General features: G+C 63.2%; 16 protein-coding genes and 1 tRNA gene. 7 read left to right on the top strand and 10 right to left on the bottom strand.

Annotation, left to right across the window (positions count from 1 at the left end; all coding sequences use genetic code 11):
• Positions 1 to 92: 92 nt before the first annotated feature.
• Both spdA and MOE34_RS00405 read left to right on the top strand, forming a co-directional pair.
• Positions 93 to 899 carry a 2', 3'cyclic nucleotide phosphodiesterase SpdA gene (gene spdA, locus MOE34_RS00410; RefSeq protein WP_242219802.1) on the top strand — a complete coding sequence of 269 codons (807 nt, stop codon included), beginning with the start codon at positions 93 to 95 and terminating at the stop codon, positions 897 to 899.
• 123 nt (positions 900 to 1,022) lie between these two features.
• The gene (locus MOE34_RS00405) at positions 1,023 to 1,658 is read left to right on the top strand and encodes a DUF1236 domain-containing protein (protein WP_242219801.1); all 636 of its coding nucleotides are present in this window, start codon (positions 1,023 to 1,025) and stop codon (positions 1,656 to 1,658) included.
• 51 nt (positions 1,659 to 1,709) lie between these two features.
• On the opposite strand, the gene MOE34_RS00400 is transcribed toward MOE34_RS00405, so the two are convergent.
• The 5 genes from MOE34_RS00400 to MOE34_RS00380 all read right to left on the bottom strand — a co-directional run bounded on the left by MOE34_RS00400 (position 1,710) and on the right by MOE34_RS00380 (position 7,788).
• The gene (locus MOE34_RS00400; RefSeq protein ID WP_242219800.1) at positions 1,710 to 2,966 is read right to left on the bottom strand and encodes an alpha/beta hydrolase; all 1,257 of its coding nucleotides are present in this window, start codon (positions 2,964 to 2,966) and stop codon (positions 1,710 to 1,712) included.
• A 341-nt stretch (positions 2,967 to 3,307) separates the two neighbouring features.
• Positions 3,308 to 4,762, bottom strand: coding sequence for an amidase (locus MOE34_RS00395; protein WP_242219799.1), 1,455 nt, complete (start codon positions 4,760 to 4,762; stop codon positions 3,308 to 3,310).
• Between the two features lie 97 nt (positions 4,763 to 4,859).
• Positions 4,860 to 5,480 (bottom strand): YceI family protein, encoded by a 621-nt coding sequence (locus MOE34_RS00390; protein WP_242219798.1) that lies wholly within the window; start codon positions 5,478 to 5,480, stop codon positions 4,860 to 4,862.
• Positions 5,481 to 5,596: 116 nt separating this feature from the next.
• Entirely contained in the window at positions 5,597 to 6,916 is a 1,320-nt protein-coding gene (locus MOE34_RS00385) for a hypothetical protein (protein WP_242219797.1), read from the bottom strand.
• Between the two features lie 410 nt (positions 6,917 to 7,326).
• On the bottom strand, positions 7,327 to 7,788 hold the full coding sequence (locus tag MOE34_RS00380; RefSeq protein WP_242224188.1) for a cupin domain-containing protein: 462 nt from the start codon (positions 7,786 to 7,788) through the stop codon (positions 7,327 to 7,329).
• A gap of 175 nt (positions 7,789 to 7,963) precedes the next feature.
• Here MOE34_RS00380 and MOE34_RS00375 point away from each other — a divergent pair, with 175 nt between their 5' ends.
• Together MOE34_RS00375 and MOE34_RS00370 are read left to right on the top strand one after the other, a co-directional pair.
• Entirely contained in the window at positions 7,964 to 8,437 is a 474-nt protein-coding gene (locus MOE34_RS00375; protein ID WP_242219796.1) for a pyridoxamine 5'-phosphate oxidase family protein, read from the top strand.
• Positions 8,434 to 9,777, top strand: coding sequence for a GAF domain-containing protein (locus tag MOE34_RS00370; RefSeq protein WP_242219795.1), 1,344 nt, complete (start codon positions 8,434 to 8,436; stop codon positions 9,775 to 9,777). The genes MOE34_RS00375 and MOE34_RS00370 overlap by 4 nt, the downstream gene beginning before the upstream one ends.
• 150 nt (positions 9,778 to 9,927) lie before the next feature.
• Here MOE34_RS00370 and MOE34_RS00365 read toward each other — a convergent pair.
• The 5 genes from MOE34_RS00365 to MOE34_RS00345 all read right to left on the bottom strand — a co-directional run bounded on the left by MOE34_RS00365 (position 9,928) and on the right by MOE34_RS00345 (position 16,599).
• Positions 9,928 to 11,027, bottom strand: a protein-coding gene (locus tag MOE34_RS00365; protein ID WP_431522400.1) for an IS3 family transposase whose coding sequence is annotated in 2 segments (ribosomal slippage) — positions 9,928 to 10,775 and positions 10,775 to 11,027 — 1,101 coding nt in all. Because the reading frame shifts where the segments join, the coding sequence is not laid out codon by codon here.
• Between the two features lie 49 nt (positions 11,028 to 11,076).
• Positions 11,077 to 12,669 carry a DUF6538 domain-containing protein gene (locus MOE34_RS00360; protein WP_242219791.1) on the bottom strand — a complete coding sequence of 531 codons (1,593 nt, stop codon included), beginning with the start codon at positions 12,667 to 12,669 and terminating at the stop codon, positions 11,077 to 11,079.
• 80 nt (positions 12,670 to 12,749) lie between these two features.
• Positions 12,750 to 12,826: transfer RNA gene (locus MOE34_RS00355), tRNA-Arg, on the bottom strand.
• Between the two features lie 137 nt (positions 12,827 to 12,963).
• Positions 12,964 to 14,448 (bottom strand): sensor histidine kinase, encoded by a 1,485-nt coding sequence (locus tag MOE34_RS00350; RefSeq protein ID WP_242219789.1) that lies wholly within the window; start codon positions 14,446 to 14,448, stop codon positions 12,964 to 12,966.
• 156 nt (positions 14,449 to 14,604) lie between these two features.
• A complete protein-coding gene (locus MOE34_RS00345; protein WP_242219787.1) occupies positions 14,605 to 16,599 on the bottom strand; it encodes a HAMP domain-containing methyl-accepting chemotaxis protein in 1,995 nt (664 codons plus the stop codon).
• A 423-nt stretch (positions 16,600 to 17,022) separates the two neighbouring features.
• Between MOE34_RS00345 and rpmH the strand changes: the two genes are divergently transcribed.
• Genes rpmH through yidC form a run of 3 tightly spaced genes read left to right on the top strand, consistent with a single transcriptional unit; the run spans position 17,023 to position 19,384 of the window.
• Positions 17,023 to 17,160 carry a 50S ribosomal protein L34 gene (rpmH, locus tag MOE34_RS00340; RefSeq protein WP_119257473.1) on the top strand — a complete coding sequence of 46 codons (138 nt, stop codon included), beginning with the start codon at positions 17,023 to 17,025 and terminating at the stop codon, positions 17,158 to 17,160.
• Positions 17,161 to 17,192: 32 nt separating this feature from the next.
• The gene (gene rnpA / locus MOE34_RS00335) at positions 17,193 to 17,582 is read left to right on the top strand and encodes a ribonuclease P protein component (protein ID WP_242219785.1); all 390 of its coding nucleotides are present in this window, start codon (positions 17,193 to 17,195) and stop codon (positions 17,580 to 17,582) included.
• Positions 17,582 to 19,384, top strand: coding sequence for a membrane protein insertase YidC (yidC, locus tag MOE34_RS00330; RefSeq protein WP_242219783.1), 1,803 nt, complete (start codon positions 17,582 to 17,584; stop codon positions 19,382 to 19,384). The genes rnpA and yidC overlap by 1 nt, the downstream gene beginning before the upstream one ends.
• Positions 19,385 to 19,497 lie beyond the last annotated feature (113 nt).

Genomic DNA, 19,497 nt, shown 5'->3' with positions numbered 1-19,497 from the left:
AGGTTCCAACTGCTTTTCATGCGACAGGTTCGCACGCTACGACAATACGTCCGGACCGTACTTTCATCCTCTTTCCGCCACGAGACCCTTTCATGACCAAACTCATCGTCTTCACCGATCTGCACATGATGCCCGAGGGCGCGACGATCATCGGCCTCGACCCGTATCAGAGGCTGCGCGCCGGCATTGAGCACGTCAACCGCTACCATGCCGATGCCGACCGGGTGATCATCACCGGTGACCTCACGCACCGCGCCGATACGCAGTCCTACGAACGGCTGCGCGATCTCCTGTCGCTGCTTACGCCGCCGCTGGCCATCACCATCGGCAACCACGACTATCGGCACCGTTTCCTCGAGACCTTCACCCATGTCACGCCAGACGAGGACGGCTTCGTTCAGCAGGTCATGGATTTTGCCGATTGCCGAGCCGTGCTGCTCGATACGCTCTTCGCCCCACCCTACGACTATCCGCTCAGCCATGCCGGCTATCTGTGCGAGAAGCGCCTTGCCTGGCTCGACCGGGCGCTGGCGACGGCGGGCGACCTGCCGGTCCTGCTCTTCATGCACCATCCGCCGCACAAGACGGGCTTTACCGGCATGGACGCGATCCGTCTCGGCAACGAAGACGCCTTCTACGATCTGGTGCTGCGGCACGGCAATGTCCGCCACATCTTCGCCGGCCATGTGCACCGGACGATCGGCGGCTCGCATCGCGGCATCCCCTTCTCGATCTTCAAGAGCCCGGTGCACCAGCAGCCGATGCCCTTCGACGCACCGAACGCCTCGCTTTCGGTGGACGAACCGGGCGCCTACGGCATCGTCGTGGTGACGGAAGAAGGCCTGCAGGTGCACAACGAGGACTATGAAATCGCGCGGCGCGATTCCGATATTGCCTGACGGAACCGGACTCCGGGCGTTGCGGATCGTGATACCCGGACCGAAATTCCCGAGGAACCGGCGCGGCCATCCCGCGTTGTCTCTGCCGAAGGGGTGGGAAACCAACGTTCTAAGGAGAAGAACATGCGCAAGATTCTCGTGGCCGGCGCCGCCCTGGCCCTCATCGGCGCCACTGCCGCGCATGCGGACGACCGCGACAAGGAGGCTCTCGGCGGCGCGGCCGGCGGAGCTGCGGGCGCGGCCGCCGGCGCCGTGATCGGCGGGCCGGTCGGCGCCGTTGTGGGCGGAGTTGCCGGTTTCGCCATCGGGGCGGAAGCCGCCGTTCCGGAGGATGCCCGCGTCTATGTGATGGAGAATCCGACACCGCCGGTCATCCTGGAAGGCCAGGTAACCGCCGACACCCGGTTCGACGACACCGTGGTCCTGACGCCGATCCCCGATCACCCAGACCTCGCCTATCTCTATGTCGAGGACCGTCCGGTCATCGTGCGTACCGACAGCCGCCAGGTCATCTATGCGCCGGATATCCAGACGACCGCCAGCATATCGTCCGACATACCCGAGACGACGATCACCTATGTCGAGCGCCACCCGCTGGAGCCTGTCGTGCTGGAAGGACCGGTCGAGGCCGGGATGGTCGTTCCCGAGACGGTGCGGATCGTCGAGGTGCCGGACAGCCCGAGCTACGGCTACATCTATGTCGACCGGCAGCCGGTCCTCGTGGATCGCGGCAGTCGCGAGGTCATCTGGGTCCGCTGACCGCAGGCCCATGGACGCGAAAGGCGGCTCTTGCGGGCCGCCTTTCCGATGTCATTGCCCGACGGCCGTTTCCGTCGTGCTCTCGACGGAATTGCCGAGATGCCGCCACTGATCGTCGTAGTTCCGGCGCGTGACCGGATCGAAGACGGCGATCGGCGTGGAGACGGCGATGCTCGCCGCGCTGCCCACCGTCTGGGCCGTGCCAAGGGCGACAGCCCCGAGCCGGTCGCCCAGCCCGATCTGCGAATCCGTCACGGACTGCCCGTCGATCAGGCGGTTGCCGATGAGGCGGACGACTTCCGGGCTTTCGGCGAACTTGCCATGGTTGAGCCTGTCGCCGGACTTCAGCGCCGTCAGGTCGAGAACGGTGATGCCCTGCTTTTCCAGCATGCTGCGGTAAGGCTCCTCGGCCGGGTTGATCTGTCCGAGCCGGTCGACATTGCCGGAGATGCGGCGCGACAGCGTCAGCGCCCGGTCGTCACGCGATACGAAGAGGGTGAACTGCGGCCGGTCCTTGGCGTCCTTGCCGGTGGCGCGAAGCTGCTGGCCGAAGACATCGACGTCGAGGTCGGGCGAGGCCAGGATGACCTGCTGGATCTTCTTCGGCACGCGCCCGTCGCGGATCGCCATCTGGCGCAGCGTCTCCACCGCAAGCCAGGTGCCCATGGAATGGGCCATGATGGTGATTTCCCCGACATCCGGCGTGTTGACCGCCGCCCGTAGCAGCTCCTCCAGCGCATCGCGCGAATAGTTGGCGCTTTCCTTGTCGTAGGAATAGCCGAAGATGCTGGCGCGCGAGGGCCAGGTGAAGATAACCGGCGCGGCGTCGGTCTTCGAATCGTGGACGATCTGCGCGAAGCGGTAGACCGCGTCCTCATAGCGATTGTTGAAGCCGTGCACGAAAACGAGAACGCGCCGGCTCTTCGGCAGGTTGTGCCGAAGCCAGACGCGGCCGGCCTCGGCGTTCGCCACGGGCTTCACGCTGACAGTCGAGAAATGCTTCATCGGATCGGCCGGCAGCTTTTCCGGCCATTGCACCTGCCCGATCTCGCGGTTGGCATCCGGCGGGATGGATATGGCGATGTCGCGCAGTTCGAGCTGCGTGCCGCGCTCACCGGAGAAGAGCACGCCCGGCTGGTTCGAGGGCGCGCGGGTCGTGGCCACCAGCAGGTTGACCACCGACACACCGGGCGGCGCCTCCCCGCTCGGCACCATCACGCCTTCCGGCCGGCCGGCGCAGCCCGCGAGCACCAGCAATCCGGCCAAGACCATGCGGAGCCATACACGCGGCGCCTCCCGGTTCATCATGTCCCGCTTCCCTCAGCTTCCCTGCTTACGCCAGCGCCAGACACGCGCCGTTCATCCTTGCTTAACCGAGCAGGTCGCGGTTTTGAAGAGACACCGGCAGCAGGATGGGGAGATGACACCTGAGAGGTTTCGCCACGTGGCATATCGGCCACGCAGGACGACATCCCGCGACGCGATGGGTTATCTCAATAATGAAGAGAAAGATGGCGCGCCGTCGCCGGGGATGATGAGAACTATGTCTCCTCCATAACCCTCCAAAGCACTCTTATATGGGAAATCTTCTCCTACGGTTGAGCCAAGGTCTCAGCCCCAAAGGCGGCACCTACCGCTTCGTTGGCACTTCACGGTTCGTTGAAGGTCAATTTTCGTGACAGGCAAAGAAGATCGGACGTCCATGGCGCTGCCCGCTCGAGCTGGAACGCCAGACGGAAGAGGAGCGCGTCATCACCGGGCCGAGCGGCGAAATGGCTGCCCGCCGGTAGGCCTTGTACGCTGCGATGGAGCGGCACCGACATAGCCGGCCAGCCGGCGAGCGACGCGGTCGCCGTGAAGGCGGCGCTACGCTCGAAATGACGTCGAATGGTTTCGGGCGGGCAATCCGGCGAGACCGTCCCCAGCGGAAAGGCGGTGAATGGGATGGTCGGGCAAAGAAGCACATCCACCCCGTTCAATGCAGCCTGGGCAGTCTCGCCGGCGAAGGCGATCTCCGCGACCGCCTCCGCAATGCGGGCCGGTGGGAGGTCACGGGCGTGCTCGATGAGTGCAAGCGTGTAAGGTTCGAGACCCGTAGCGATCACATCCGGCGCGACGCCGAGCGCAAAGAACGATGCCATGCCGGCGGTCGTGGCGGCCATGACGTCATAGACGGCGTGGCTTGCCTTCAGGCCATCGAAGTCGGGGGCGGCAACAGGAAAGACCGCATGACCAAGCGCTCTGCAAAGTTCGATGGTTCTTTGCAACGCGTCCTGCACGGCTTCATCCGGCGGATTGCCGAAAGTATCGATGTGATAGTATCCGATCCGGAGCTTTTTCGGCGGATGCTCGGATAGCTCCTCGGCGCTGGGTAGGGCGCGCGCCCAGTCCTCCACTTCCGTCACGCGAAGCCAGGTCGCGCTGTCGCGCACCGAACGGCTAATGCAGTGATCGCTGAGGATGGCGGCCAGCGGCATGTCCTTCGGCAAGCCCGCCGAACGTATCCGCCAGCGGCTCGGCTTGAAGCCGAAAACGCCGCATAATGACGAGGGGCCGCGGATCGACCCACCTCCATCGGAGGCATGGGCGATCGGCACCATGCCCGAGGCGACCGCCGCCGCCGCTCCGCCTGAAGAACCACCGGTCGAGAGGGAGAGGTTCCATGGATTGCGCGTTTTGCCCGTCGCAAGCGCTTCCGTCGTTCCGACCAAGCCGAATTCCGAGGTGGTCGTTCTGCCGAGAACCAGGAGACCAGACGCATCGAGCGCATTCGTATAAGGGGAGCCGGAGGGGGCGACATGCCCCTGTAACAGTCGGGAACCGAGACCCAGAGGCTGACCTGAATAGGCCAGAATATCCTTCAAAAGGGTCGGAACGCCAGCGAATGGCGCCTTTTCATCGAGGCCGCGCGCGCGACCGCGGGCACCTTCGATGTCCCAGGCACTCAGGGCGTTGACTTGCGGGTTCAAACGCTCGATGCGGGCGATGGCGGCATCGAGCAGGTCGTTCGGCGAGGCGCGCCCCGTACGCACCAGTGCGGCCTGCGCCGTGGCGTCGAGATCGAGGAGTGGCAGGTCGTCTGTCGTGTCAGTGTCGGCGGTCATGGGATGATGGACTCCAAAATGAACGGCCGGCTCGCTTGTCGATGAGACACTCGCAAATCAGCGGGTTTGACGATCTGCCACTCCGGCTGATTATCTCTCACGGGAACTGGTGGTCGGCGGGAACCATCTGTGTTTCGATGACCAACTTCACCTCATCGCTGAGTTCGGGGATGCCGAAGCCGAGTCCCCATTCGCTGCGCCGGATGTTGCCCGTCGCCGAAAAGCCGATCTTTGGAACGCCCATGATCGGATGTTTCTCGATCGAGCCGTTGAAGGTGACGTCGAGCGTTGCGGGATGCGTCTCGCCGTGGAAGGTGAGAAGTCCGTCGACGATACCCGTCTTCTCGCCGGTGACGCGAATGGAGTTCGAAACGAAAGTGATCGGCTTGCCGGCAAGGAAGTCCGGATCCCCGCCGATCTTGGCGTCGAAATCGACCATTTCAGGCCAGGGATAATCGGTCCGCACCGACATCGGGTCGATTTCGACGGTCAGCTTTGATGCTTCCGGCTCGGCGGAATTCCAGTCGAGCTGTGCGTCGACCTTGGTGAAGCGCGCGGTATAGTGCGACAGGCCGGAATGGTTGAACGACCAGGCAAGCGTCGAATGCGACGGATCGGTCTTGTAGAGGCCGGTCGGGGCGGCGTCCCGCTGTCCGGCGGCTTGGGCCGGGACAAGGCCAGCGAGGAAGGAAAGGGTGAGGAGAGTTGTACGAAGCATGGTGATAGTTCCTTGTTGAACGTTTGGCATGGGTCATCGATCTGCCGCCGGCAGCTTGCGAAGGGAGGATTGAGGTGGAGCGGCAGCCGGCCGGTTGGGGCGCGGCAGGGGCGGAACTACGGCTGCATTTCCTTTAGGTGCCAGGTGAGTTTCGCCACGAACTCGGTTTCGTGAAAATTGGGTGCCTGCCACTTCCAGGCGAAGGGATCGGTTTCGTCCGGGACGATCTCTTTCGTGCCGGTCGCGCCGGTAGGCAAGCTGACGCCATTCATATCGCCCTTGACCTTGAAGGCTCTTTCTTCGTGGCCCTCCACGGGCGCGCCTGTCAGCTTCTCGGTAATCCACTGTGTCACCGTCACCTGCTTGACGATGTCCACACCGCCGGGCAGCCCGCCAGCCTTGGTGCTTTCCAGATGACCGCCGCGCAGTTTGGATTCGATAGTGTGGTGCACCGGGATTGTCGGCATGTAGAAACTCTGGAAATATATTTTTCCTGTCCTGACATCCGTGATGATCTGGTTGCTGGAGCAGACCATCGGCATTTCGCCTGGGACGACGTCACCCTCGGCAGCACCGATGGCTGTTTCGTTGCCAAGGACGGGGCCAGTTACGTCGTTCAGCGCGTCGGCGGCTTCATACCGGTAGTCGGCGACGACGGTCGCGCCGCATCCACCGTCGGCGTTCCAGTTCATCTCCCAGCGCTGGAAACGGTCGGCCGCTGGCTCGGCGAATCCGGGGCCGGTATCGGGCAGGTCAGCGCCATCGGTGGTCATGGCATATTGGCCACCCTTCTCTTGCAGGCAGGCGTCGAACGCTTGTCCGTCGCTGATATCGACGGTTTGGCTGCATTCGGCGCCGATCTCCTCCATCGCCTTCAAGAGGGCATCGTGCTGTTCGGCCGCGTTTTGCTTCATCATTTCCAGACCAAGCTTCATGAGGCAGACCCGATCGCGGCCGCAGGCTTGCGACCGGGTTGAAAGATCAGCAAGGAGCTCGGGGTCGACCTGTATCATCTTGCCGGGATCGAAAACGGTGTTGAATGGGTTTTCCGCCCCGCTGCCGCTTCGTCGGGCGATTGCGGTCGCACGAGACTGGGCTTCGGCAGCCTGCCGCAGGGCTGTCGCCCCGTAGTCGGGGGCGTAGGGGTTGATGCTATCCAGCGATGGGGCCGCGAGATAGGGAATGTTCAGCGTGTAGGAAAGGCTGAAGGCGCCGTCCTTCCATTCCAGACCGTTCTTCCATCGCTCGTGGCCGGCATCGATTTCCACCTCGACTTCGAAAACCGCCCTGCGAGGCGTATCGCCAGCATCAGCCTTGCCTGTGACGAGCAGAACGCCCGACCAGGCGAACATGCCGGCTACGGCCAGCGCGGGCATTCTGGCGCAGGCCGCGCCAAGGCGGGGTCGCCACGTCTTCGTTGTCTGACCGATCGCCATACCGAGAAACCTTCCTGAAAATTGTGGCGCGAAGCGGCGGCCGAACCGTCGTCCGAGCAAGGACCGCAGCCGTTACGGGCTGCAAATCACGCTGCCGAGATGAACCATCGTGCCGTTGCCGCAATGGTCGTGCGGTTTCTTCGCCCCGTAGTCGGGTCCACCGGCAGCCGCCCCGTTAGCGGTTACACTGCCCGAGGCAGGGCCTCCACCAACCATCTCCCCCGATCGGCCGAGTGACGCACCGCCCATCCCGGCGCCGGCAAGGCTGCCGATGACAGCGTTGCCAATCGCGTGCTCGGCAGGCGTGTTACAACCGGCTGCCGAGACGGAGAGAATGCCAGCGGCAATCGCTGTCCTGATCCTGTGCATGAGAGTTCCTTTTCCTGAAGGACTGGCGGATTCATCGGGCGTCATGCTGCCTCGGCTGCGTCTTCCGGCAGGAAGGTCAGGCCGAAATCCTTCGCGACGGAAGCCACCTGCTCCGGTGTCTCAGGCTTGCAAAGCTCGACGACAGGAAAGAAGCTCTCGAAGCCGCCCGGTGTCACGACGACCATGATCCGGCCTTCCGTTTCGCCGACATTCTGGAAACGGTGCGGCACGCCGCGCGGCAACGCCAGGCAGCCGCCTTCATCCAGTTCCACATACTCCCCGGCGCACCAGAAGCCGAAGCGACCGGACAGGACGCGGAAAAACTCATCCTCGCGCTCATGCACATGCAGCGGCGGCCCGCCGGCAGGCGGCACGATGGCCTCGAACATACCGAAGGCGCCGCCGGTATTGGCAGCCATCATGCGAATGATATGTTCGCCGAATGCCATTGCCGGCGTTCCATGGTCGCGCGGGGATATTGCGGCATAAGTAAAGGGCTTCATCATCGTCTCCTGGTCAGATGCTTTCGAGTTTCCGGAAGGGTGCGGGCCTTACCGCGATCCGTGGAAAGCTCTATAGCTGAGCGGAAAAACGTGCGTTCCTAAATGAATGTGCAAGCCGTGCCGGATATCCTAAAAGTTTGCTAAGACAGTGCAGGACGGGCAGTGGGGAACAGCGGTGCGGCTCGACGATAAGCTTTTCGATTTCTTCAAGCGGCCGTTGATGTGCATCATCGCCGTCGCCGACGAAACGCGCCGCCCCTCGGCTGGGCGGGGCGTCGGTTTCCATATCGGGGAAGACCGGGAGAGCGTCGACGTGATCTTTTCCGCCTGGCAATGGCCCCGGCTGGAGCCTGCCGTGCGCCAGACAGGGCGGCTCGCCGCGACGTTCGTCAGTCCGTCGGATTATGTCAGCTTCCAGCTCAAGGGATCGGCCGTCATGCGCGAGATCGAACCGCGCGACCACGAGGCCGCACGGGAATTCATGGTGAAGGCAACAGGCGAGCTTGAAGAGCTCGGCGTTCCTGGCGCCGTCATTGCGCCTTGGTTGACTGCCCGCGACGCGCGGGTCGCCCGCCTTGCTGTTAGCGAGATCTACATTCAGACGCCCGGCCCGCTCGCCGGCATGCAGGCCGGAGCGGTCTCCAGATGAGCTTGCATCTCGGAGATCTGTCTGCCTGCTTCGAAGGCGTCATTCCCTCCATCATCGCCACTGCTTCCGCGGATGGCATGCCGAACATCTCTTATCTCTCCCATGTGGTGCGGGTCGACGACGAACATGTCGCCCTGTCCAACCAGTTCTTCGCCAAGACGGCGGCGAATGTGCGCGCGAACCCGCAGGTCACGTTGATCCTTGTCGACGGCTTCACCGGAGACCAGTTCCTGCTCGACATCGGTTTTGTCCGATCTGTCGATGCGGGGCCGCTGTTCGACAGGATCGCGTTGCAGCTCAAGGCGAGCAGCGCCCAGGTGGGTATGTCGGATGTCATGCGATTGAGGAGTGCCGATATCTTCCGCGTCCAGCGGATCGAGAAGGTGCCATCGCCGGTGGAGGCCGCCGACGTTCCAGCGGCGCGGGCACCGATAAGCCTTCCCGCGCTTTCCCGAGCCGTGCGGACCATCGAGCGCCAGGTGGAGGCCGATGAGATCATCGACAGCCTGCTTGCGGGCGTTCGCGCAGTGCTTGGCTACGACAATGCTCTTGTACTCATCCGCGACGGCCATCGGGGTTCGCTGGTCACGACCGGCAGCATCGGCTACGCCCGCTCGGGCCTGGGATCGGAAATCGCCGGGAACGACGGGCTGATCGGCGCGGCGGCCGCAAGCGGCGAGACGATCAAGGTCAACGACATGAGCCGCGTGCGCCGGTTCGGCGAGGCCATCAGCCTGGAGACAGAAGCCCAGGAGAACGCCACGCGCATTGTCGCCTTTCCGCAACTTCCGGGCGCGCTGAGCCAGATCGCGGTCCCCATGACGAACTGCGGCGTGGTCGTCGGCGTACTCTTCATCGAAAGCCCGAAGCGGCTGGCTTTTCGCGAGGACGACGAGGCGGCGCTTGAAATCCTGGCTCACCAGGCCGCCGCCTCCTTGCAGGCGAGCGAAGGGGAAGCGGCGTCAATCGAACCGGAGCGGATCGCGCCGCCACCGGCGTCCCAGCCCGCCGGCCGGGACATCCGCATCACTCATCACCGCGTCGACGACAGCATCTTTATAGACAACATCTATGTCGTGAAGGGCGTCGCCGGCGCGCTGCTGCGCCTGATGCTCGAATGGCATTTGGGCGATGGGCGCATCGAATTCACCAATCGCGAGATGCGGCTGGCGATCGGGAGCCGGATGCCGGAAATCAAGGACAACCTTGAAACCCGCCTCCTCCTGCTGCGACGCCGGTTGGACGAGAAGCAGGCTCCGATACAGCTCGCCAGGATCGGCAGGGGGCGTGTGCGTCTGGACATTGACGGAACGCTCCTGCTCAAACCTTCCGGTGAGTAGGAGTTCACCGCAGGCGCGACAGACTCCCGTTTCTAGATAATAGGATTTCGGGCCACCAATTCTGCTCGACTTGCTTTTAGTGAAACCACTTTGACCTGAGACCCAAGTTTCCTCCGGGATTTCGGAGAGTCTTTTGTTTTCAATCTGGCTCTATGCAGCCTGTTTTTCCATAGCCATTTTCATGGCAAATTCGATGGGCGTGATATTGCCCAGCGATGAATGCGGCCTTTGCTTGTTGTAATCCTCCTTCCATGCCGTGATCTCGGTTCTGGCGTGAGGCAGTGACGAGAACAGTGTTTCGTTGAGGCACTCATCGCGGAAACTGCCGTTGAAGCTTTCCACGAAGCCGTTTTGCATCGGCTTTCCCGGTGCGATGTAATGCCATTCCACACGTGTCTGCTGGCACCATCTGAGGATTACCATTGAGGTCAGTTCCGTGCCGTTGTCCGAGACAATCGTGTGAGGGCGTCCGCGTTTGGCCATGACGATATCGAGTTCCCGCGTGACACGCAGACCCGAAAGGGATGTGTCGGCGACCAGCGCCAGGCATTCCCGTGTAAAGTCATCGACAATGGCCAAAACGCGGAACCGCCGTCCATCCGTGAATGCATCGCTGACGAAGTCGAGGCTCCACCGTTCGTTGGCCCGTGACGGCAGCGCAATGGGCCGTCGCGTTCCCAAGGCTCGCTTACGGCCACCACGCTTGCGAACTGCAAGCTTCTCTTCCCGGTAGAGGCGACGCAGCTTCTTCAGGTTCATGACGATGCCCTGCCGATCCAGCATCACATGGATGCGGCGATAGCCGAAGCGGCGGCGCTCGGACGCAACCTGCCTCATGGCCTCTCGAATGGAGGCATCGTTCGGCCGAACGCTGCAATATCGCACGCTCGACCGATCAATGGTCAGGATCGCACACGCCCGACGCTGGCTCACGTTATGCTCCTTGCAGACATGGGCCACCGCATCCCGCCTTGCGCCGGGCGTTACCATTTTTTTGATGCGACATCCTTCAAAACGGCGTTGTCCAGCATCGCCTCGGCGAGCAGCTTCTTCAGCTTGGCATTCTCATCTTCCAAAGCCTTCAGCTTGCGGGCATCGGATACCTCCATGCCGCCATACTTGGCCTTGTATTTATAGAAGGTCGCCTCGGATATTCCGTGCTTGCGGCAGACATCGGCCGTCCTCTGACCGCTCTCCTGCTCCTTCAGCATCCCGATGATCTGCTCGTCCGTAAACCGTGCACGCTTCATTCCGTCCGTCTCCTTGATACGACGGACTCTACCAAAATCTGGAGGAAGTTCAGGGGCTCAGGTCACAGATTTCGCGGAACAGCGCGCGCGGCTCAAACTCGCCGTAGTTGTTGCCCTGGGTCGGCAGGCTGTGGCCGCAGATGGCATCAAGATAGACGTTATCGATACCCGCAGTCCGCCCCTTCGACTTGAACCAATGCCGCCATGCATGGTTCGGGCCTATGCGCTTGTCAGTGACTTTCGCCACGGCGCGGACCCATTCACCCAGAATCTGCACCGTCTGCACCCACGGCTGGGCTGACTTGAGGCTGCCATTATAAAATAGGGGGCCAGCCTTCGCACCGCCAGCAAACTGCCAAAGGCCTTGCTCCATGAGGTGGGGGTGTAGCGGGACATGACGGAACTGACCAGTCTTGATCGTGCCGGCATCAGGCAGGAGGGCGATGCACTTAACTCCATCTATTTCAATGAAGTCCTGCTTGCGAAGCTGGCATACTTCCCCCGCCCTCGCGCCGGTATAAGCGCAAATCCACGGCACCCAGCGCATGGCAGCACGGTTGATGTCAGAATAGTTGTTCTCAGCCGTCATTGCCTCCAGAGCATTCCTGAGGATGCTATGGGCTTCCTCCACATAGAAGCTCTTCGGCCGGCTTTGCTGCTTCTTCGGGCCTTCCAGCAGCAGGCCCGCAGCCGGGTTTTGCGTCACGAGCTTGCCGCCCTGGGCTGTCATCCCGTAGGCATAGACGGTGCTAATCGCAGCTCGGTAAGCCTTGATGAAGGTATCATGGGTGACGATGCCGCCCACCATCAGTTCGCCATGCCAGCGCACGATATCAGCATCCGTCAAACGCTCAGCGTCGTCATGCGTAAGATAGGCAATGAGCTGGTTGATGATGCCGGTGTATCGGGTGATGGTTTGCGGCTTCGGCTTCTTCAAACGGCCCGCCCACGCCTCCAGCAGGGCCGTGATAGAAACTCCCCCTTCGGCTTTCCCTGTTGGCGCACCGAGGTCAAGCTGGGGGAATCGCGCAGCTACCGTGTCCGGACTGAAATCCCCCAGCGAACGCTTTTCGAGCAGCGCCGCAATATCGCCTGCGGCCCGGTCGAACTCGACCAAGAGGCGCTGGTAAGTATCATCGGTGACGCTGAGGTGATGCTGGACCAAGGTGCCATCTACCCAAGAGCCAAGACGTGCGCGCAGGTTTGAACCTGGATCGATCATCAAGGAAGCGCGCGGCGATTTTTGGACCTTACGGCTATTAGCCTCCCGAATCTTTCTACGAGCTAACCATTCCCCAGCTTCGCCGGGGTCATCTTCCAGCGCGCGCTTGATGACGTGATAGACCTCGCCTGACAGGGCTACGATTTGCTTGAGGGTCAAGGAGACCGGCCCTGTCTCATAGCTCAGCCAGATTCGGTCAAACTCTGCTTGCGCCTCCTGAGCCAGCCGCTTCGCCTCAGCCGGTGATTTGGTGCAGAGGGAGACTTTGATTTCCTCGCCAAGGAAGGAGACATGGCCATCGACGGTAAGGGTAACGTTTTTCCCCTTAGCCGAAGCTTTCAGCCTAGCCGGGACACGCTGGCGATACCAGTAAACGCCCGTTGCAGGATGCTTATATGGGGAAGGCATAGAAAGGACCATGTGTGCCACCTTTGTGTATCAAAAGCGGCGGGAAAAACATCAGCAAAATCAGATTATCGTTATCCTTCAAAAGGATAGAATGGCGCACCCGAAGAGATTCGAACTCCTGACCCCCAGATTCGTAGTCTGGTGCTCTATCCAGCTGAGCTACGGGTGCGCTGGCAGTGGCGGGTCGTTGTGCCCGGCTGCGAGGCGGTTCTCTAAAGGGTGCTTGGGCTTAATGCAAGCGCCTTTCTGAGAAAAAGTGCACTTTTTTCTCCGTGCGCCCCGCCCGGTGCGAAAAGGCGCGGGCGATCAGGCGCGGTGGCGGAAGGCGTCGAGGGGGACGGGACGGTCGGGGAGCTCGATGCGGAAGAGCGTTCCGGGCGTTGCCTTCTCCACGAGCGCGATGGTGCCGCCATGGGCGAGCACCAGTTCCCGGGCGATGGCAAGGCCGAGGCCCGTGCCGCCGGAGCGCACGGAACCGCGGAAGGCGGCGAAGAGGTTCTCCCGTGCCTTCTCCGGCATGCCGGGGCCGTTGTCGTCGATGGCGATGGAAACGACGCTGCCGGTGCGCAGGCCCGTCACCAGCACGACGCGCCGCGCAAGGCCGCTTTCCTGCGACAGCGCCTCGACGGCATTGCGGCAGAGATTGTGGATGACCCGGAAGAGCTGTTCGCCGTCCGCGTCCACCTGCAGGCCGGCCTCCACCTCCACAACGAAATCGATATCGCCGCGCGCATCGATGGCCAGCACCTCGGAGACCTCCTGCACCAGCGGCTTCAGGGCGACGAAGCGGCGGCGCGGCTCCGGCTCGCGCATACGGCCATAGGAGAGCACTTCCTTGGTATAGCCCACCGCCCGGTCGATGCTGCGCAGAAGCTTCGGCGCGACGCGCTTGACCACGGGATCGTCGACATCCGACAGGCGGTCGGACATGAGCTGGGCGGAGGAGAGGATGTTGCGCATGTCATGGTTGATCTTCGACACGGCAAGGCCGAGATCGGCAAGGTTCTTCTGCTCCTTCAGCGTGCGCTGCAGGGTCTGCTGCATGGCCGAGAGGTGGATACCGGCGACGGCGATCTCGTCGCGTCCGCCGGACGGTTCCAGCACGCGGGCGGGATTGCTGGGATCGGCGGCGAAGTCGCGGATATTGGCGGTCATGCGGCGGATCGGGCGGATGAGCAGGCGATTGAGCGCGAAGAACATCGGGCTTGCCGTCGCCAGCGAGATGATCATGGAGAGGATGAAGACGTTGCGGGCGTAGCGGAGCATGGCGCGACGCAGCGAGCCTTCGTCGAGCAGCAGCTCGATGCGCGTCGTCGTCTCGCCGACCGGGCCGTAGACGCGGATGATGCGGTCGCCGCCGAAGAGCAGCGTGTCGAAGGCGTCGTAGATCGAGGTGAGCGTCGAAACGTCGGAAAGGTCGTATTGCGCATCGACGCTCGGCGGCATGTCGACGGCCGCGACCATGCGCGAGGCATCCGCCCGCTTCAGCACGATCGCCTTGGCGCCCGTCGCCAGAAGGGCCTCCTCCTGCACGTTGCGCGGCAATTCCTGGTCCGGCAGCCCCTCGATCACGACGCTCGCGGCGGCGGCGGTGTTCAGCCGGTCACGCAGCCACATCAGCCGCATGTTCGCCACCGAGGGCACGAAGATCAGCACTTCGGCGATCAGCACGAAGACGGCCGTCAAAAGGAGCAGCCGGCCCGAAAGGCCGGACAGGAAGCCGACGGAAGGCACCGGCGTCTCGGTCAGAGGCCGCGTCCCCTCTCTCTCCACCCCTCCTTTCTCCGCCATGTCTCCACTCCGGTGAGGCCGCAGCGCGGCAATGCATCGCGACCCAGTATCGACGACGACCGATTATAAGAGATCGCGGCGGCTTTTCCAACGTGCCCGAAAACGGACGCGGCGGCCCGAAGGCCGCCGCGCGCATTCCCCGATCCGTGCTGCGGATCAGAATTCTTCCCAGCTCTCCTGCGCGGCCACGGCGCGGTTGCCGCCGAAGGCGCGGGCGACGTTGCCCATCATGCGGCGGGCCGGAGACTCGACCGGGCGGGCGTCGCCCCTTGCGGCGGCCACATGCTGCGCCGCATCGCCGGTGCGGAAGCGGGCGACCAGATCGGCAAGGCCGTCGGCCTCACCCTTCAGCTTGTGCGTGGCGGCGGAGGTTTCCTCCACCATGGCGGCATTGTGCTGGGTGACCTGGTCCATCTGGTTGATGGCCGTGCTGATCTCCTGCAGGCCGGTCGCCTGCTCGCGGGCGGCCGTGGCGATGGAATGGATGCGCTCGTTGATGGTGACGACGCGCCCCTCGATATCGGACAGGGCCGCGCCCGTCTCTTGCACGTATTTCACGCCGACGGACACTTCGGCGCCCGACTTGGTGATGAGGCCCTTGATGTCCTTTGCCGCACTCGCGGCGCGCTGGGCAAGCTCGCGTACTTCCTGCGCCACGACCGCGAAGCCCTTGCCGGCCTCGCCCGCGCGGGCGGCCTCGACACCGGCATTCAGCGCCAGGAGGTTGGTCTGGAAGGCGATCTCGTCGATCACCGAGATGATCTGGCTGATCTCGCTCGAGGCCTGCTCGATGCGGCCCATGGCGTCGATGGCGTTGCGCACGATGGCGCCGGACTGCTTGGCGCTATGCGTCGCCTCGCCGACCATCACGCTCGCCTCGTTGGCGCGCTCCGTCGAGTTCCTGACGGCGACGGTGATCTCGTCCAGCGCGGCGGAGGTCTCCTCCAGCGCGGCGGCCTGCTGCTCGGTGCGCTTGGAAAGGTCGTCGGAGGCAGTGCGCAGCTCGCCGGAATTGCCGTTGATCGCATCCGTCGCGGTGCGCACGTCGCGCATCGTGCGCTGAAGCGTGGCGAGCGTCGCGTTGACGTTCTGCTGCAATTCGGCGAAGGCGCCGCGGAAGTTGCCCTCCATGCTCTGCGTCAAGTCTCCCTCGGCCAGCGAGCCGATGACGCGGCGGGTTTCGGCAATGCCTTCCTCGACGCCGGCAACCAGTTCGTTGACGCTGCGGGCGAAGCGGTTGAGGTCCTCGTTCTGGTAGTCCTTGGTGATGCGCGAGGAGAAGTCGCCAGCGGCGGCGGCATGCACGACGCTCGCGATGGAGGTCTGCAAGTCGGCGCTCTTTTCGCGCAGGACCTGCTCCTGTGCGTTGAGGTCGCGCACGGCGATGGCGTTCTGGCGGAAGACCGCGACGGCGGCGGCCATTTCGCCGATCTCGTCCTTGCGGTCGGCATAGGGAACCTCGGTGTCGAGGTCGCCGCCGGCAAGGCGCTTCATGGTCTCGGTGACGTTCTGGATCGGGCGGCTGAGTTCGTTCGTCGCGATGTAGAAGGCGATGCCGCCGCCGAGCACGAGGCCGGCGCCGACGGTGCCCAGCACCAGCATCAGCATCAGCGTCTCGAAGGCGGCGATGTCGTCCTTGATCGCAGCGAGGTTCTGGGTGTCCGTCTCGACGACGGCGTCGATTTCCTTCTGGAAGGCCTTGCGGTTGGCGCGGTTGCCCTCGTTGTTGCCCTGCTCATTGGCCGCGGCGATGGAAACCGTGGTGCCGAGACGCGCGGTTTCCGTGCGGAAGGTGCGGAATTCGGCGGCGCGCGCGACGACCGCGTCGAAGGCGGCCTTCTGCTCTTCCGGCACCAGCGGACGCCACTTGGCCAGCGTCTCGTCGATGCCGTCCAGGCCCTTGCCGATGCCTTCGGCGAACTTGGTCGCGCCATCGGTATCCTTGGACGCATAGATGCCGCGCGCTTCCATCACGACGGCCGTAACCTGGCGGTTCAGGTGCTCGCCGAGGAAGGCCCGGTCTGAGGCGTTCTCATACTGGTGGATCTTGTCGCTGTATTCCGAGACGACATGGACGGCGATGCCGCCGATGAGGACCGAGATGAGGCCCATCACGCCCACGATGAGGTAAATCTTGCCGCGTATCTTCACGTCATACTCCAAAACGTCGGTACGGATCGGCGGGACGGCACGCGCCCGGCCATTTGACAGCAACAGTAAATGCTAAAAGTTAATCAGGTTTTGATACAACCTGCTGGAAATCCGGGCAGTTGCGGCGGCCCTTCCCGCGCCGCGGGGCCGAATTCCAGCGATGGCCCCGGATTTTTCGCCCGCGATTACAGGGCCTTGGGATGACGGACCGCAATCCACGCACAACCGAAAAGGGAATTTCCATTAACCCCTGTGGCGATTTCGGGGACGCCACGGCCGCAATTGACTTTCGACCGGCTTTGCCCTTATAAGCCGCGCACGTCCGGAAAGCTCGGCTTCCCGCGAGGGCAAGCCCGTGCCGGACTTTCACGCTCCTTGCGTAACGCAAACCCAAGAAGGGCCGCACACCGCGGTATTAAATAAATGTCGAAGCGTACCTACCAGCCCTCCAAGCTTGTTCGCAAGCGTCGTCACGGCTTCCGCGCCCGCATGGCAACGGCAGGCGGCCGCAAGGTCCTGTCCGCACGTCGCGCCCGCGGCCGCGCACGTCTCTCGGCCTAAGGCCGTGCCTGCCCGAACAGAGGCGACGGGCAATGACGAAGACTGTTGAGAAATCCGCTGTCGGACGGCTGAAAAGCCGTCCGCAGTTTCTTTTTGTGCGCGAGGGCGAGAGGCGCAAGGGACCGCTGTTCCTTCTCGAAGTGCGCGACCGGCAGATGCCGGACGAGGCGCCCCGCGTCGGTTTCACCGTTACGAAGAAGCACGGCAACGCCGTGGAGCGAAATCGCATGCGGCGGCGCCTGAAAGAGGCGGTGCGGCTATCGGCCGGGTTTGCAATGCAGCCCGGACACGACTATGTGGTTGTCGCCAGACGGGACGTGCTCGGCGCGTCCTTCGAAACCTTGCAGGCCGGCCTGAAGGACCGGATCGCGACGCGGCAGAAACACAAGCAGCAGCGCCCTGCTGCTCCCGGGAAAGAGTGATGGAAAAAAACCGCAATTATTTCGTGGCGATCGCGCTGTCCGTGCTGATCCTCGTCGCCTGGCAGTTCCTCTATGTGAACCCCAAGCTGGAGAAGGATCGCGCCGCGCTCGAGGCCCAGCAGGCCGCCCAGACGCAGCAGACGACCGCCGCCGGCGGCACGGCCGCCACGACCACGGCGGCCGGCACCAACGGCACGCTGCCGGGCGGCGCGGCGACCGCGACGACGACCGAGACGCGTGAGGATGCGCTTGCCCGCTCCGCCCGCGTCCAGATCGACACCCCCTCGCTCTCCGGCTCCATCAACCTGACCGGCGCACGCTTCGACGACCTCAGGCTCAAGGAATTCCACGAGACCGTCGACAAGACGAGCCCGATCATCACGCTTCTCAGCCCCGCCGAGACCGAACATGGCTACTTCGCCGAATTCGGCTATGTCGGCAGCGAGGCGACCGGCGCCGTGCCCGGTCCCCAGACCGTCTGGGCGCAGCAGGGCGACGGCAAGCTGACGCAGACGACCCCGGTGACGCTGACCTACACGAACGAGCGGGGCGTCACCTTCCTGCGCACCATCTCGGTCGACGAACACTACATGTTCTCCATCACCGACAGCATCCAGAACACCACGGATGCGGCGATCGCCATTTCGCCCTACGGCCGCACGGCGCGCTTCTTCAAGCCGACCACACCGTCCGTCTACGTGCTGCACGAAGGCTTCATCGGCGTGCTCGGCGACCTCGGCCTGCATGAGGTGAAGTACAAGACGACCGAGGACGACACGACCGTCGCGCCCGGCAAGGCGACCGGCGGCTGGCTCGGCATCACCGACAAGTACTGGGCGACGGCGCTGATTCCGCCGCAGGCCAGCCCCTACGAGACGCGCTTCTCCCACTTCACCGACGGCCGTCCGCGCTACCAGGCGGACTACCGCCAGGAGGACATCACCATCGCGCCCGGCCAGACGGTCGAGGTCAAGAACCTGTTCTTCGGCGGCGCCAAGGAAGTGCCCATCATCGACCAGTACGAGAAGACCTACGCCATTCCGCAGTTCGACCTGATGATAGACTGGGGCTGGTTCTGGTTCTTCACCAAGCCGATGTTCCAGCTGATGGACTTCATCTACCGCTACTTCGGCAATTTCGGCATCGCGATCCTGTTCACCACCATCATCGTCAAGGGCCTCTTCTTCCCGCTTGCCAACAAGCAGTACGCCTCCATGGCGAACATGAAGAAGATGCAGCCGAAGATGGAGGAGCTGAAGGCCAAGCACGGCGACGACCGCATGGCGCTGCAGCAGGCGATGATGCAGCTCTACAAGGAGGAGAAGATCAACCCGCTGGCGGGCTGCTGGCCGATCCTCCTGCAGATCCCGGTCTTCTTCGCGCTCTACAAGGTGATCTACGTCACGATCGAAATGCGCCATGCGCCGTTCTTCGGCTGGATCCAGGACCTTTCGGCTCCCGATCCGACCTCGATCTTCAACCTGTTCGGCCTCCTGCCCTTCGAGGTGCCGCATATGCTGATGATCGGCGTCTGGCCGCTGATCATGGGTGTCACCATGTTCCTGCAGATGCGCATGAACCCGACGCCGCCGGACCCGACCCAGGCGATGATCTTCACCTGGATGCCGCTGGTCTTCACCTTCATGCTGGCGACCTTCCCGGCCGGCCTCGTGATCTACTGGGCCTGGAACAACACGCTCTCGATCATCCAGCAGGCGATCATCATGAAGCGCCATGGCGTGAAGATCGAACTGTTCGACAACCTGAAGGGCCTGTTCGGCAAGAAACCGAAGCCATCCTGACGCGGCTTCAGGCGACCGACACGAAACCCCGGCCTTGCGCCGGGGTTTTCTTTTGGCGCGGGCGCCCGCGCTTGACTTTCGCGGCCAAAACCGGGAAGCCGGAGGCCGGACAA

Source organism: Shinella zoogloeoides, assembly GCF_022682305.1.
GTDB lineage: Bacteria > Pseudomonadota > Alphaproteobacteria > Rhizobiales > Rhizobiaceae > Shinella > Shinella zoogloeoides_B.
This window is presented reverse-complemented; position numbering and strand designations above follow the sequence as displayed.

Excerpts from the sequence above, each read along its gene's own strand:
- spdA (WP_242219802.1), top strand. The coding sequence starts at position 93 with ATGACCAAACTCATCGTCTTCACCGATCTGCACATGATGCCCGAGGGC.
- MOE34_RS00405 (WP_242219801.1), top strand. The coding sequence starts at position 1,023 with ATGCGCAAGATTCTCGTGGCCGGCGCCGCCCTGGCCCTCATCGGCGCC.
- MOE34_RS00400 (WP_242219800.1), bottom strand. The coding sequence starts at position 2,966 with ATGATGAACCGGGAGGCGCCGCGTGTATGGCTCCGCATGGTCTTGGCC.
- MOE34_RS00395 (WP_242219799.1), bottom strand. The coding sequence starts at position 4,762 with ATGACCGCCGACACTGACACGACAGACGACCTGCCACTCCTCGATCTC.
- MOE34_RS00390 (WP_242219798.1), bottom strand. The coding sequence starts at position 5,480 with ATGCTTCGTACAACTCTCCTCACCCTTTCCTTCCTCGCTGGCCTTGTC.
- MOE34_RS00385 (WP_242219797.1), bottom strand. The coding sequence starts at position 6,916 with ATGGCGATCGGTCAGACAACGAAGACGTGGCGACCCCGCCTTGGCGCG.
- MOE34_RS00380 (WP_242224188.1), bottom strand. The coding sequence starts at position 7,788 with ATGAAGCCCTTTACTTATGCCGCAATATCCCCGCGCGACCATGGAACG.
- MOE34_RS00370 (WP_242219795.1), top strand. The coding sequence starts at position 8,434 with ATGAGCTTGCATCTCGGAGATCTGTCTGCCTGCTTCGAAGGCGTCATT.
- MOE34_RS00360 (WP_242219791.1), bottom strand. The coding sequence starts at position 12,669 with ATGGTCCTTTCTATGCCTTCCCCATATAAGCATCCTGCAACGGGCGTT.
- MOE34_RS00350 (WP_242219789.1), bottom strand. The coding sequence starts at position 14,448 with ATGGCGGAGAAAGGAGGGGTGGAGAGAGAGGGGACGCGGCCTCTGACC.
- rpmH (WP_119257473.1), top strand. The coding sequence starts at position 17,023 with ATGTCGAAGCGTACCTACCAGCCCTCCAAGCTTGTTCGCAAGCGTCGT.
- rnpA (WP_242219785.1), top strand. The coding sequence starts at position 17,193 with ATGACGAAGACTGTTGAGAAATCCGCTGTCGGACGGCTGAAAAGCCGT.
- yidC (WP_242219783.1), top strand. The coding sequence starts at position 17,582 with ATGGAAAAAAACCGCAATTATTTCGTGGCGATCGCGCTGTCCGTGCTG.